At 61.3% G+C, this 14,718-nt stretch carries 11 protein-coding genes; 9 read left to right on the plus strand and 2 right to left on the minus strand.

The features are described from left to right. Nucleotides 1–69: 69 nt before the first annotated feature. Nucleotides 70–1,488 (minus strand): ATP-dependent RNA helicase DbpA, encoded by a 1,419-nt coding sequence (dbpA, locus tag ASC83_RS06405; RefSeq protein ID WP_056059595.1) that lies wholly within the window; start codon nt 1,486–1,488, stop codon nt 70–72. A gap of 93 nt (nt 1,489–1,581) precedes the next feature. Between dbpA and ASC83_RS06410 the strand changes: the two genes are divergently transcribed. Next, nucleotides 1,582–3,657 (plus strand): bifunctional diguanylate cyclase/phosphodiesterase, encoded by a 2,076-nt coding sequence (locus ASC83_RS06410; protein ID WP_056059596.1) that lies wholly within the window; start codon nt 1,582–1,584, stop codon nt 3,655–3,657. Between the two features lie 242 nt (nt 3,658–3,899). Here ASC83_RS06410 and ASC83_RS06415 read toward each other — a convergent pair whose 3' ends face one another. Next, nucleotides 3,900–4,382, minus strand: coding sequence for a type VI secretion system tube protein Hcp (locus tag ASC83_RS06415; protein ID WP_056059598.1), 483 nt, complete (start codon nt 4,380–4,382; stop codon nt 3,900–3,902). A gap of 769 nt (nt 4,383–5,151) precedes the next feature. Between ASC83_RS06415 and ASC83_RS06420 the strand changes: the two genes are divergently transcribed. The 8 genes from ASC83_RS06420 (at nt 5,152) to ASC83_RS06450 (ending at nt 14,707) form a co-directional block, all read left to right on the plus strand. Beyond that, nucleotides 5,152–7,143: a serine/threonine-protein kinase gene (locus ASC83_RS06420; protein WP_056059600.1), complete on the plus strand. Its 1,992-nt coding sequence runs from the start codon at nt 5,152–5,154 to the stop codon at nt 7,141–7,143. 100 nt (nt 7,144–7,243) lie between these two features. Beyond that, nucleotides 7,244–7,996: a PEGA domain-containing protein gene (locus ASC83_RS23445; RefSeq protein ID WP_162245484.1), complete on the plus strand. Its 753-nt coding sequence runs from the start codon at nt 7,244–7,246 to the stop codon at nt 7,994–7,996. Between the two features lie 4 nt (nt 7,997–8,000). Next, the gene (locus ASC83_RS06425) at nt 8,001–8,477 is read left to right on the plus strand and encodes a TssQ family T6SS-associated lipoprotein (RefSeq protein ID WP_156379447.1); all 477 of its coding nucleotides are present in this window, start codon (nt 8,001–8,003) and stop codon (nt 8,475–8,477) included. Between the two features lie 33 nt (nt 8,478–8,510). Further along, nucleotides 8,511–10,613, plus strand: a complete 2,103-nt coding sequence (gene tagH / locus ASC83_RS06430; RefSeq protein ID WP_056059604.1) for a type VI secretion system-associated FHA domain protein TagH — start codon at nt 8,511–8,513, stop codon at nt 10,611–10,613. Further along, entirely contained in the window at nt 10,610–11,398 is a 789-nt protein-coding gene (locus ASC83_RS06435) for a PP2C family serine/threonine-protein phosphatase (RefSeq protein ID WP_056059606.1), read from the plus strand. The genes tagH and ASC83_RS06435 overlap by 4 nt, the downstream gene beginning before the upstream one ends. 38 nt (nt 11,399–11,436) lie before the next feature. Beyond that, nucleotides 11,437–12,015 carry a type VI secretion system lipoprotein TssJ gene (tssJ, locus tag ASC83_RS06440; RefSeq protein WP_233250246.1) on the plus strand — a complete coding sequence of 193 codons (579 nt, stop codon included), beginning with the start codon at nt 11,437–11,439 and terminating at the stop codon, nt 12,013–12,015. A 4-nt stretch (nt 12,016–12,019) separates the two neighbouring features. Continuing rightward, complete coding sequence (gene tssK, locus ASC83_RS06445) at nt 12,020–13,354, plus strand: type VI secretion system baseplate subunit TssK (RefSeq protein WP_056059607.1); 1,335 nt, start codon at nt 12,020–12,022, stop codon at nt 13,352–13,354. 9 nt (nt 13,355–13,363) lie between these two features. Further along, on the plus strand, nt 13,364–14,707 hold the full coding sequence (locus ASC83_RS06450) for a DotU family type VI secretion system protein (protein WP_056059609.1): 1,344 nt from the start codon (nt 13,364–13,366) through the stop codon (nt 14,705–14,707). The last annotated feature ends 11 nt before the right edge of the window (nt 14,708–14,718 follow it).

A 14,718-nucleotide genomic window follows, 5' to 3' on the forward strand; every position in this document is an offset into this window, starting at 1 on the left:
TGCAGGACGCGCATTTACTATCAAATTGATAGCTATTGGCGCATGATTGACTAGCGCATCCGGCGCTTTTTACTCAAAGTCCTGGGTTCCCGTCACCAGGCGGGCCTTCACGGTCTTGCCCTTCACCCGGCCCTGGTTCAGACGCTGGGCAGCTTGGGCGCCGATGGCACGGTCCACCGCCACATAGGTGGAGAAGTCGTTCACGTTGATCTTGCCGATCTGCTCTCGGGTGTAGCCCATCTCGCCGGTCAGCGCGCCCAGCACGTCGCCCGCACGGATCTTCTCCTTGCGGCCACCGATGATCTGGATGGTGACCATGGGCGGCACAAGCGGGCCGTTGCCGGTCGGTGTCAGGTCGGCCACAGGGAACCAGCGCGACTCTCGGCCCTGCAATTGTTCGATCTTGCCCACGCTGCCCATCTCGTCCAGGCTGGCCAGGTTCAGCGCCAGCCCTTCGGCATCGCCCCGGCCCGTGCGGCCGATGCGGTGGATGTGCACCTCGGGGTCGGGCGTCACGTCCACGTTGATCACGGCGGCCAGGTTGGCAATGTCCAGCCCGCGCGCGGCCACGTCGGTGGCCACCAGCACCGAGCAGCTCTTGTTGGCAAACTGCACCAGCACCTGGTCGCGCTCGCGCTGCTCCAGCTCGCCAAACAGCGCCAGCGCGCTGAAGCCCTGGGCCTGCAGCACGGCCACCAGGTCGCGGCACTGCTGCTTGGTGTTGCAGAACGCGATGGACGAATCGGGCCGGAAGTGGTTGAGCAGCAGCGACACGGCATGCAGGCGCTCGCTGTTCTTCACCTCGTACCAGCGCTGCCCGATCTTGCCCTCGGCATGCTGCGCCTGCACGGTGATCTGCTCGGGCGACTTCATGAACTGGGCGCTCAGCTTGGCGATGCCCTCGGGGTAGGTGGCCGAGAACAGCAGGGTCTGGCGCTCTTTAGGGCACTGGCGCGCCACGGTCACGATGTCGTCGAAGAAGCCCATGTCGAGCATGCGGTCGGCCTCGTCGAGCACCAGGGTGTTGAGCGCCTCCAGCGTCAGGTGCTGGCGCTCCAGGTGGTCCATCACCCGGCCGGGTGTGCCCACCACGATGTGCGCGCCATGCTCCAGGCTCAGCATCTGGCCGCGCAGCGGCACGCCGCCACACAGGGTCACGACCTTGATGTTTTCCTCGGCGCGCGCCAGGCGGCGGATTTCAGTGGTCACCTGGTCGGCCAGCTCGCGCGTGGGGCACAGCACCAGGGCCTGTACCGCAAAGCGGCGGGGGTTGAGGTTGGCCAGCAGCGCCAGCGCAAACGCGGCGGTCTTGCCGCTGCCGGTGCTGGCCTGGGCGATCAGATCCTTGCCCAGTAGGGCGGGCGGCAGGCTGGCCGCCTGGATGGGCGTCATCGTGGTGTAGCCCAGCTGCTGCAGGTTGGCCAGCATGGCGGGGCTCAGGGCCAGCGCGCTGAAATCAGTGCGGGCTTGGTTTTCTTTGGAGGTCATGGGCGGATTATCCGGTGCGGGGTATCCGGGCAACTACCTTACGCCCCCGTCAGGTGTATCGGCTATAACAAACAGATACGTACCGAGCGGTCCATGCCAGACTCATCCAACGCAGCCAACACGCCAGGTCAAGGGGGTTCCAGCGACTCGCTGCTGCGCCTGATCGCCGACTCGGTCCCGGCCCTGATGGCTTACTACGACCTGCCGCGGCTGCGCTGCCAGTTCGCCAACCAGGGCTACGCCGCCTACAACGGCCACAGCACAGAATCCATCCTGGGCCTGACCGTGCAGGAGGCGATTGGCGACAAGGCCTGGCAGGCCATCCAGCCGTACGTGGAGCGCTGCTCGCACGGTGAGCGCGTGAAATACACGCGCGAGCAAACCCTGCCCAACGGCGAGGTGCGGATGATCGAGGTCAACCTGATCCCGCATTTTGGCAACGCGGGGCTGCAGCTCGGCTCCTTTGTGCTGATCACCGACATCACCGAGCGTTGGCGCGCCGAGCGCGAGGTACGCCAGAGCGAAGAACGCATGCGCAAGTTCACCGAGGCCACGGACGAGGCCATCGTGTTCCATCGCGACGGCATCATCACCGACGGCAACGAGGCACTGTACCGCTTGACGGGATTTGCACTGCACGAAGTGCTGGGCCTGTCGATCTTCAACTTCATCAGCCCCGAGTGGCGCGCCACCGCGCTGGAATACACCCGCAGCGGACGGGAGGATCCGTACGAAGTCACCATCCGCCACAAGGACGGGCATCCCATCCCCGTCGAGGTCGTCGGCAAGACCATGCCCCTGCACCATGCCGACTACCGCATCGTGGTGGTGCGCGACATCACGGCCCGCAAACAGGCGCAGGAGCGCGAAGCCTTCATCGCACTGCACGACCCCCTCACACAATTGCCCAACCGGCACTTCCTGATGGAGCAGCTGTCGCAGGTGCTGTCGCTGGCCCGCCGGCGGCATGGCCGTGTGGCGGTGCTGTTCATGAACCTGGACCATTTCAAGACCGTGAACGACTCGCTCGGCCACCATGCGGGCGACCAGCTGCTGTGCAACGTCGCCGAGCGACTGCGCCAGGGTGTGCGCGATGCCGACGTGGTCGCGCGCATCGGCGGCGACGAGTTTGTGGTGGTGCTGACCGACGTGCAGACGCCCGATGACGCGGCCATGGTGGCCGACAAGCTGCTGGAGTCCATGCACGGCGTTTTCACGGTCGATCAGCTGCCGCTCACCATCTCCCCGTCCATCGGCATCAGCCTGTACCCGGACCACGGTGGCAGCGCCGACATGCTGCTGCGCTGCGCCGATGCGGCCATGCAGCATGCCAAGGACAGCGGGCGCGGCAACCGCCAGTTCTACGCCACCAGCATGGAGGCCAGTGCCCTCGATGTGCTGCACCAGGAGCGCCTGCTGCGCGACGCCATTGCACGCAACGACTTCGTGCTGCATTACCAGCCGCAAATTTGCCTGGCCGACGGTTCGCTGCAAGGCCTGGAAGCGCTGGTGCGATGGCGCCACCCCGAGCGTGGGCTGGTGGGGCCCGATGAGTTCATCACGTTCTCGGAGTCACGGGGCCTCATCACGCCCATCGGCCGCTGGGTGATGCGCGAAGCCTGCCGCCAGCTCAAAGCCTGGCAGGACCAGGGCCTGGCCAAGGTGCCCGTGGCAGTCAACCTCTCGGCCCTCGAATTCCGCCAGCGCGATGTGGCCGCAGAAATCGCGGCCGTCCTCCAGGAAACAGGGCTGGCACCGCAATACCTGGAGATCGAACTGACCGAGTCCGTGCTCATGCACCAGACTGGCCAGACCCTGAACACCCTGCACGCCGTCAAGGCGTTGGGCGTCGGCATCTCCATCGATGACTTCGGCACCGGGTACTCCTCCCTGGCATATCTGAAGCGCTACCCCATCGACAAGCTCAAGATCGACCGGTCATTTGTCACCGACACCCCCGGCAGTGCCGACGACGTCGCCATCGTCACCGCCATCATCCAGATGGCCCGCAGCCTGCAGCTCAAGACGGTGGCGGAAGGGGTGGAGACGCAAGGGCAGATCGCATTGCTCAAGGAACTGGGGTGCGATGTGATCCAGGGGTTTGTGGTGTCGGTACCGATGGATGAGACGATTGCGCGGGAATGGCTGGAGAGTAACGGTAGTGGGTAAAACCGTTTCCGACGGATGGACCGCCAGCCCCCCAGTTCTCGGTGAAATGGCTTAGCGGCAGCCAACGGCTGGGCCCGCTCTGCGGCGCTTGCACGCTCTCATTTCCTGCTCGCACATCGAATCGCGTCGATCTCACAAGTCACTGAGGCCGAGAGCGAACGCTTGCAGGAAAGCCGGCCCCCTACAGTACGACACTTGGATAGCGCTCACCCAAGTGGGCGCTATCACAAGCAGCCGTGCGTTCAGGCTTCCTTGTTTTCTTTGATGCTGAAGCCCATCTGGCTGGTAGCGCCCTTGCCGCCTTGGTTGGTCTGTTCGGAGTACTCCGTCTTGATCTTGGCAGCCTGGAACGCGTAGTTCACGACCACAGTGTCGCCAGAACTTGTACCGCTGACGGTCACGTTGGTAACCATCACGTCCGTCAGGGTGATCTTGCCGAATTCAATCTGCGTGCCACCGGCCTTGCACATCGAAATTTCTACCTGACCCAAATGCTTGCCCGTGGCGCAATGCTTGAGCACAGCGGGATAGCACTTGTCGATGTTGGCGACAACATTCAGGTTTTGAAAGTCAGCCTTACCGGCACCGGCACCACCACCAGAGGCCATAGAGTGCGGCTGGGTCACACCCCAGGTAAACGACTCGACATCCGTCCAATCCTTGTGCGCTGCGTCTTTCGATTCACCGCTCGCACCTTCCACCTTCATAAAAATCGCAACTGTCATTCGGGTACCTCTCCTTGGTTCAAAAATGCGTTGCAGGCGCCGTTGCTTGAACGGCACACGCACGCTCTCAATTTCCGCAGAGGCAGCGTTGCGCCCCCACAGAATTCACGACTGAAGGAGAGGTACGAAGCTCACAGCCGGCATGCGGGACATGCGGAAATACTGTGCCATACGCCACCACTACGCTCACCTTGGAAACGTGTGTTTGTTTGTGCATATGGAGCTTCGCTTGCTTGAATTCCCCTCCCTCGCAAGCTTGTTGGCGGGCGGATGATACGGACGCCAAGCGCCCGGAGGGGTATCAAGTCACAGCAATTCAGCGGCTCTCAGCAACATTAGCAACAGTGTGTTTCGCGGCATCTGAAGTCGTGGTTTTGTGACGTTTTTTGCAATTTGTCCACGTTAGACTCGCCCGCCACAAACGCACTACAAGCAACTTGGCGATGAGTGCTCTTCAGGAGGCGAACATGACTGCGAAGGGTTGTGCCAATGATTGACTCTAGTGGCTTGGCGAAGAAACAAAGATGCCAGAGCCTTCCCCGTCCATCGAAAACGATTGAGGGCGTTGAAACAGTCTTCCATACCTCAGGGGCGCAGCAGTCCGACAAGTTGCAGCGGTCAAGCTGCGACAACGTAAATGGCATACACAGCGAGACAAGTCAGCACATTGCAAGAGCAGGCAGGGTCAGCTCCGATTGCAGTAGCACTGAAGATCTACTGACCGCTTGGGAAAAGCCGATGAGGCGATGAATACACAGGGAGCCACGTGATGATTGAGACCGCAGGAGGTTCGGCAAACTGCCTCGCGCCGGGCGTCCATATCGGTGAATACCGGCTGTTGGACGTCATTGGAGAAGGTGGTTTTGGCATTGTGTATCGCGCCCGCGATGTGAGCCTTGACAGGATTGTTGCCATCAAGGAATACATGCCCGCCACGTTGGCGGGGCGTAAATCATCCAACGAAATCCACGTCCGTTCGCAGCATCGTGGGGCATTCGATGCCGGGCTGCGAAGCTTCATCAACGAAGCCCGACTGCTGGCCAAGTTCTCACATCCAGCTCTGGTACATGTGTACCGATTTTTCGAACTGAACGGCACGGCCTACATGGTCATGCGCCATTACGAAGGGCAGACGTTCCGAGCATTTTTGAATGCCCAACAAGAACACATGAATCAACGCATGCTAGCCGCGATCGTAGGCCCCATCCTCGATGTCGTCGAGATGCTGCATGCAGCCGATTGCTACCACCGCGATATCGCTCCCGATAACGTATTCCTGCAAAACTCAGGGATGCCTGTGCTGCTCGATTTTGGGGCCGCTCGGCGAATCATCGGTGACATGACGCAGGCCCTGACGATGGTGTTGAAGCCAGGCTTCGCTCCCATTGAACAGTACGTAGATGACGGCGCCATGCCACAGGGAGCATGGACCGACATCTACCAAATTGGCGCGATGCTCTACCTAGCGATCACCGGGAAGCCACCAGCAACATCGGTCGCCAGAATGATCAACGATCCGGTGGCAGCTTTATCGCCCGCTGACTACCCAGGATACTCATCCCAGTTTCTGCGTGGAGTGGGTCATGCATTGGCGGTGAAACCTCAGGAGCGGCCACAGACGATTGCTGCACTCAAGGATCTGCTCGGCATCACAACGTTCACCATGCCCATGCATGCGCCCTGGCACGATGTCTTACCAGGTGCGCAGGTGGTTACCTCTTCGCTCCCCCATCCAACGCTCGCAACCTCGGACAACACGGGCCTGCATGAGTCGTTGAAACCCACTGGCGTAATTACCGAGGCCAACGCATCATTGCCGTTAAACCATTCGGCAGAACCCGCTCAGCGCGAGCCCGTTACCGCGATGGCCACCCATGCGAACCAGACACTTCCGCAAGCAGCAGTCGTCGCCAGCGACATCGACATCGACATCGACATACTGAAGTTTGCCCCCCAGACATCGTCTGCTGCATCAACTAGCAACGCCACAGCAACACCCCAACTGCCCGCGAAGCCGGACGCTCGAGAACGCCAAAATGCGGAGATCAGCAGCGATCTGCGACACACGCGCACACGCGCTTTGACGCTGCGATGGACGATTGCGGCCCTCGCGCTGTTCGTAGCCACTGCGTTGGTTCTTTGGTTGACCAAGCACGACGTGGCCGCGCACCAGTCCGCAGAAGAGATAGCACTGAATCTGGAAGACCAACATTGGAAAGAAGCACAAGCTGCGGGCTCTGTAGCCATGCTGGACTCGTACCTGAGCGCCTACCCGAAGGGCAAGCATCGCAGCGAAGCGATGGCCCTCATCAATCGTCTGGAATTTCTAGAACCGGTTGTCAGTCCGCCGCCACCTGCCTTAGCGTCAGCACCCACCCAGCCTGTCGTTGCTTCGACCTCTGCGCCCTCAGCGTCAGAGCCGCCTGCAACAACGGCCCCAAAGGCCGTGGCAGTGGCAGTGGCAGCGACGACGCCACCGCCTGCGCCCAAAGGAGATCCTGCTGTTGCAGATTCGGTAGTAGCAGCCAAGACTCCGCCAAAGACAGCGGGAGAAGTAGGGCGTGTTGTTCTGCGCGTAAGCCCATGGGGCCGGATCTCGGTGAACGGCAACTCTTTGGGAACCACGCCACCACTGACTTCCATCGAGCTTCCTGAAGGCTTGCATCGCATTGACGTGAGCAATCCGGCCGCAGCGCCAGTCACCAAGACAGTCCAGGTCAAAAAAGGCGAGCCGGTGGTAATCAGTCACCAGTTCGAATAATTCACGTCCGCGAGCGCCTGCTGTCGATATGCCAATAAACGCTTTACTGCGATGGGGAGCTTGTTGCCTGTGCCTGGGTCTCAGCACTGCAATCGCCTCGGTGGATTGCAACGAACCAAGCACACCTGAAGCGGGGAACTCGGTTTCTTCGGCTGGACGTCAATATCTGGGACAGGGCATATCGCTCTACGAGACGCGAAAGCTGGAGCTGGCAGAAAAAGCACTACAGGCTTCACTGTTTGCAGGTCTGACAGATGGGCACGAGCGATCTACTGCCCATAAATACCTTGCGTTCATTTATTGCACCAATCGGGAATGGGCCCGGTGCGACACCGCATTCAACGCAGCTTTCGACGCGCGCCCTTCGTTCACGCTCGAAGCGTACGAGCTGCAGAACACGCCGTGGCGGGATGCCTATACGAAGGCATACAGCCAGCGCGGCGCAAAGTGCGGCCGGTCCTTGGCAAGTTTCAGCAACAGTCAAGGATCTTCCCCAGGGAATGGCAACACTCTTACCTTTTCGCTCAACAGCACTGTGATCGCAGCCATCACGCCGCTGTTGGCCGTTGCAGGCTATCCCACACCATCGTTCGACCCGACGTCCCCAATGGCACCGGGTTCGCGGAGGCCCATCCGCTCCGAGAACAACATTCAGCTGCGCGTTTCACCGTGGGCCCATGTGACTCTCAATGGAAAGCGAGTGGGCGTGACTCCTCCGCTCACAGAACTCAAGCTCCCCCCAGGCTCACACAACATTGAATTCAGCAACCCCGGCTTCGATACCGTGCGCAAAACGCTCAAGGTCGAGCCAGATCAACCGATCACGATCACCCATGACTTTGACGCGAAATAAATCCATGCGAAACCGTTACTGGAGCGCCTTGATCGTCGCCTGCGCCAGCCTTCTCCTGGCCGCTTGCGAAACAGCGCCAAAGCCCCCCGAGCCGCAGGTGGAAGCACCGCCACCACCGCCACCAGCTCCCGAGCCCGTCGCACCGGTGGATCCGCGCGCGCAGAAAGAGGCACAGCTGACCGAAGCATTGAACGCGTACGCAGAAGGGCAGTTCGATGAAGCCATCGTCAAGCTCACACCTCTTGCCGACGCCCCCGAGCTACCGCTGACATTGCAAATCAAGGCCCGCAAGTTCATGGCCTTCAGCCACTGCGCCGCAGGGCGGCCGCGCCCCTGCCGACAGCAGTTCGAACTCGCCCTCGAGCAGGACCCCACGTTCCAACTCACCGAGGCAGAAAAGGGCCACCCGGTCTGGGGCCGTGAATTCATCAATGCCCGCAATGCTGCGCGTTCCAAGCGCAACACCCGCAAGACACCTTGACGCTCCTCCAGACAACGCACGCGCAAATACGCAATGGACAAGATAGAACTGGTGGTCACACACGAAGCGGGTAGCCCGGTCTGCCGCTATTGGTCCGCCATCTTTGGGATGGCAGGCGGGACCGTGGGTCGTGCAGGGCAAAACAAGCTGGTATTGCCCGATGGCGACGCGATGGTCGCGCGCGTGCATGCCATGGTCCGCCTTGACTCCGACCGAGCCTATATCGCCAATCTGTGCGAACGCCGCTCAGTGCGCGTAAACGGGCTGGAGGTGCTGTCCGGGCAAGAGGTACCGCTGGTACCCGGCACAAGCATAGGCATTGGTCCATATCAACTGCGCGCAGTCATTCCAGGGCAACACCAGGATGCGCAGGCCACCCAGGCGAAGGTCTCCCGCGCGTTCACAGAAGGCATCTCGGAGGCCACATCGGCAGCCGGCAGTGACACACAGCCGGGTACATCCACACCGAGCGCCAATGCCGCAACCTCGGCGATCGGGCTCGCCTCCCTGCCCAACCCCTGGGCAGACATACCAGACATCGTCGGAGGAGATGCACACCTGTCAGGCCTCTTGCTCTCGTCCCTGCCCGAAGCACCATCGCAGCACGATGCGGAGGCCAGCCCCTTCGCAATCCTTGGACGGGTCGAGGCCCGCTCTGCGGCAGCGCTCGTCCCTGAACGGTCCGCCAACGGGCCAGGGCCCGCCGCGGCACTGACAGTGGCGCAATCGGCCTCTGCCGCCCCTGTTAAGGACGGGCTGCATGCAGACATTCCGACGGAACACGCCCCACCCCACCCGTTCGATATTTCTGCCGCTACAGCCAGGCCCACACAGGCACCGCCGACAGCGCATCGAGCGATGGTCATTCCCGACGACTTCGACCCATTCGCAGTTGATCCCAGGGAGCAAGCCCTCCAGCGTGACCCCTGGAGCGGGAATCTTGCCGCCAAGAGCTTGGCTGAAGTGGTTCAACTCAAGAACGATGGCCTGCTCCAGGCATTGCCCAAAACGGGGCATTTGGCGGGCGAAATGGACAATGCTGCGCATACCGGGCTGCCCAAGCAGTTGGATCCAGCCATCGAACTGAACCCGCTGAAGCTCTTTCGTGAGCCCGGGGAGTCGATGTATGTGGAGCCAGAAGACCATGGCATGTCCCGCGGCTCGGATTTGGCCCAGGTGTTCAACATGCCCCGCGATGCCCAACGGCGCCATGCGACAGCGCTGCCAGCTGCGGTCACCCATGGGCTCCCCGCCACCAACCGCCTCAACGTCGAGGCAACTCCGGTGGCTGCGCCGCCCGTTGAGTCTGTTGTAGAGGCAGGACTTCACGCCATGCAAGGGCTGGACTTGGCTCTGTTCGACGGCGGAGACGCTGCGCAGGCACTGCGGGAGGAGGACTTGCTGAAGATCGCAGATATCCAGCCGCCGCACCTACGGGAGAACGCGATCCCCACGCACGCCACGCAGCCCGCGTCGCCCCCTGCGCCGACACCGACCGCCGCTGACGCCCACGTAACGGCGCAGACAACGGTAGCTTCATCGGATGCACTCGCCGCTGCTTTTCTCCAAGGCGCGGGGATAGAGCAAGGCAAAGCACACGTCACCATCACGCCGGATTTCATGCGCGCTTTCGGCGAAGCACTGCGGGTAGCGGTACAAGGCTCTATCGACCTCCTCTCCGCGCGCTCGGAAATCAAACGTGAATTCCGAGCGGATGTCACGATCATTGCCTCCGGGGCCAACAACCCCCTCAAGTTCCTGCCGACGGCAGACGGTGTGATGCTGCAGCTTATTGGACAGACGTTTCCGGGATTCATGAAGCCGGTACCCGCAATGAAGGAAGCGTACAAAGACCTGACGGTACACCAGATCGCACTGATGGCCGGCATACGAGCCGCCTACTCAGAAGCCGTGGCAAGCCTCAGCCCAGCAGAGCTAGAGAAGAAAGCTGCGGTAGCGTCTAGCCTGCTAACCAAAATATCCAGAGTGCATCGCAAAGCCGCCTTGTGGGACGACTTCCAGCAGCAATATGACTCGGTGCGTCGCCATGCAGAAGACGACCTAATGGCGTTCTCCGGGAAAACCTTTGTGAACGCATACGAAGCCGCCGCACAGTCTGCCGAGGAGCATTCGTGATCGCACATATCGCAGGAGAGTCGCACCGCCTGCGGCTGTCGGTATCGGCCATCACAGACAAAGGCGGCCGTGCCTCCAACGAAGATTACTTAGGCATGATAGATCTGGGATCGAGAGGCTTTTGCTGCACCCTGGCGGATGGAGCTGGAGGCCATGGCAACGGTGCGCTGGCCGCGCGCCTGACGGTGGACGCCGTACTCGGAGGTTACCGCGAGAACCCTATGTTTGCGCCAGCCAGCCTAGCATCGCTCATCTTTCGCGCCGAACATACAGTATCTGAAGAACAGCCCACCTCCGTTTCGCGGATGCACATGAGCGCCACCGTGGTCCTGCTGTGCATAGATCCGGTCACCGGCCGCGCGCTGTGGGCGCATTGGGGCGACTCGCGCCTTTACTGGTTCCGGGAAGGCCGGGTTCACCGCATGACCGAAGACCACAGCGTTGTGCAGCAGCTTTTGCACGCTGGCTTGTATGCCAACGGCGATCCCAGGTCGCTGCCCAATCGCAGTGTTCTGGCCGGTGCAGTGGGTGCCGAGTCGCAGGTACCGCCCGCCGTGCTGCCTGAATCCGTAGAGCTGACAGAGGGTGACGCCTTTCTGCTGTGCTCCGACGGACTTTGGGAAAACCTACACGAGTCCGCGATGGAACAAGCGCTGCGGGCCGCAGAGCGGCCCGACGTCTGGCTACAGGACATGGCGGAAGCCGTTCGCTCCAAAGACCGTCCCCATCAGGACAACCTCAGCGCGCTGGCCGTGTGGGTATCCGCAAACCAGACCGTCAACTGAACTGAATCGAACTGCCCACTGAACGGGAGGATGCCGCCATGCAGATGACCAAGAAAGCCGTATCAAGGCGAACGATCCTGAAGACCACCCACTGGCTGTCAATGGCAGCGCTGCCTCTGTCCGGATGCGGCGTGGTGAACACACTCAATCGCCCCAGCGAGGCGCCCACCGGGGTGCCGCCAGCCGTCATCGAGATCATCGCCGAGCGCAGCCTGAACCCTGACGTGGACGGCATGCCCAAGCCCGTACTGCTGCGCATCTACGAATTGCGCACTCCCGTCACCTTCGAACGCTCCAGCTTCTTCGACCTGTTGGACAAGGACGAAAGCCAGCTCGGCGGCGACTTCGTGCGGCGAGAAGAGATCCTGATTGCACCGGGTGAGCGCCGCGTCATCGAACGCAAAGGCAACCCCGACGTGCGTGCCTTCGGTTTCTTCGCCAGCTATCGCGACCTCGAGCGCAGCACCTGGCGTGCACATGTCGATGCCCCGAACTCGGTGGAAATGCGCCGCCGCTGGTGGGGCCTTGGAGAAACACAGCGGCTCAAACCCGTTCACTACCTGGTCACGGTCTCGCGCGACGCCGTACGGGTTCAACATCAAATCACTTCAAGGTAGAACCATGGTTTGGCAACGCAAAGTGGTGTGGGCGGAAGGGATGTTCCTGCGCCCTCAGCACTTTCAACAACAAGAGCGACACCTGGACTTTCTGATCCAAGGGCGCAGTCTTTCCGCCCAGCCTTTCTACTGGGGGTTTTCAGAGCTGACCCTGGACACCCAGATGCTTGCCCTCGGCAAGGTTGCACTGATCTCTGCGCAAGGTGTGCTACCTGACGGCACGCCGTTCAGGATCCCGGATGTGGACGATGCCCCACCACCGTTTGATGTGGGGAAGAACACCAAAGACACGCTGATCCATCTGTCACTCCCGCTGCGGCGGCGTAGCGGCGCAGAAGTAACCCTTGCCGACGACGACGCAGGCATGACGCGTTACCAAGCGCAGGTGCTGGAAGTGGCAGACATTAACGACGTTGGCGCGCAGCCGGCGGAGGTGCAGTTGGGCATCGCCCGGTTCAGCCTGCGCACATCACACGATCTTTCCGACGGTTGGGTATCTCTGCCCGTGGCCCACGTGGTGGAACGCAAGGCGGATGGAGCAGCGTTGCTGGACAAAACCTTCATCCCGACTGTCGTCAACAACTCTGAAACCTCCGCACTATTCGCGTTTTGCCGAGAACTTCACGGCCTGTTGCGCCAGCGGGGCGTCGCGCTGGAGGAGCGGCTGATCCAGCCAGGGCGCGGCGGTGTCGGCGAGGTGGGTGACTTCCTGATGCTGCAATTCATCAACCGATGGGAGCCCGCGGTAGAACATTGGGTCAGGATTCGCAGCATTCACCCTGAGCGCCTCTTCGATGACCTCCTGAAAATGGCGGGAGAGCTGTCCACCTTCACCCGCGAGCAACGACGCCCCGCGCCACTGCCGGCTTATGACCACGACGACCTGCGCAGCTGCTTTCCGCCCTTGATGCTGGAACTGCGCCGCGGCCTTTCGTCGGTGCTTGAGCAAAACGCTATCCAGATCGAGCTGCAGGAGCGGCAATACGGCGTTCGTGTAGCCCTCATCCCGTCCACCGAGCTGCTGACCACCTGCGATTTCGTGTTGGCAGTACACGCCCAGACCACGGTGGAATTCCTGCGCACCCACTTTCCCACCCAGACGAAGCTGGGGCCTGTCGAGAAGATCCGGGACCTCGTCAACCTCCACCTGCCCGGCGTCACCCTGCGATCGCTGTCCGTGGCTCCACGCGAAATCCCTTATCACGCGGGGTACTCCTATTTTGAGGTTGACACCACACACAACCTATGGCGCCAGCTCAACAGCTCAGGGGGCCTAGCCATGCATGTCTCGGGCGAGTTCCCGGAGCTGGAGTTGGAATTCTGGGCGATCCGCAGATAAGAACAACCCATGTCGATCCCAATCACGGACAACGTTTTCGCGTTCAGCGCCAGTGACCATACCGAGCATGGCGCACTCGGAACGCCTGAAATATCCATACCTGGAGCAGGCGCCCAGAACATGTCATGCACCAACCTGCCCGATGTGGTCAGCGGTGGCAATCCACTGGTGGAATCCGCGAACGTACTGCTAAATCTTGTGCCGCAGATCCGGGCGATGGCCTCCAACGCGGACCCTGAAGGCTTCCAGCGCCTGCTACTTGCGAACATCCGCGAATTCGAGCGCAGCGCGGGCGTCGCGGGCGTTCCGATCGAGACTGTTATCGGGGCAAGGTACTGCCTGTGCACCGTGGTGGACGAGGCTGCGGCGCAAACGCCTTGGGGCGGATCTGGCGTTTGGCCCAAGTTCAGCCTTCTGGTTGCGTTGCACAACGAAACCTGGGGGGGCGAGAAGTTCTTCCAGCTGCTGGCCAAGCTGGTTCAGACACCCCACCAACACATCGACCTGATCGAGCTGATGTACTTCTGTCTCATGCTCGGTTTTGAAGGACGTTATCGCGTGATCGAGAACGGGCGAAGCCAGCTGGAAACGCTCAAGGCGCGGCTGTTGGCTCTGATCGAGAGTACACGTGGCGATCGCAGCGGCGCACTATCACTTCACTGGAAAGGCGAGGAACGCAGGGCGGCGCCTCCGTGGACCATGGTGCCGCTTTGGGTAGCTACAGCACTCGCGCTGCTGCTCGCGTTCGCCCTCTTCCTCTGGTTCAGCTACCGACTCGCAGCCCAGTCTGACGCGCTGTTCACCTCCATCAACGCTATCCGATTCCCCAGAGCCATCGCGGCCATGGCGAGCGTGGACAAGCCCAGGCTGCGCCAATTCCTCGAACCTGAAATCCGCGAAGGTCTGGTCGAGGTCATTGACCAGGCGGACCGCAGCACCATCATCCTGCGCGGCGACGGCTTGTTCGAACTGGGCTCCAACGTGGTCAAACCTCGCTATGTGCAGGTGGTTCAGCGCATTGCCACCGCCTTGAACGAAGTGCCCGGCAAGGTGGTCGTGAACGGCTACACCGACAACTCGCCCATTCGCACGGCCAGGTACCCATCCAACTGGCACCTCTCCCAAGACCGAGCTCGGTCCGTCTCTGACATGCTGCTGAGCACGGTTCGGGACAGTCAGCGCGTGCAGGCTGAAGGCCGCGGAGAAGCGGATCCTGTGGCGCCCAACACCACAAGCGAAGGCAAGGCGAGAAACCGACGCGTAGAAATCGTTCTGCTGGTCGCACCGCAGGTACGTGACAAGGAATTGCAGCTCAGCGGTAATGCCCCGCGGACTGAAAGCATCAAGAAATGAGCATGCTGAGA

Source organism: Acidovorax sp. Root402 (assembly GCF_001425125.1).
Classification (GTDB): Bacteria; Pseudomonadota; Gammaproteobacteria; order Burkholderiales; family Burkholderiaceae_C; genus Acidovorax; species Acidovorax delafieldii.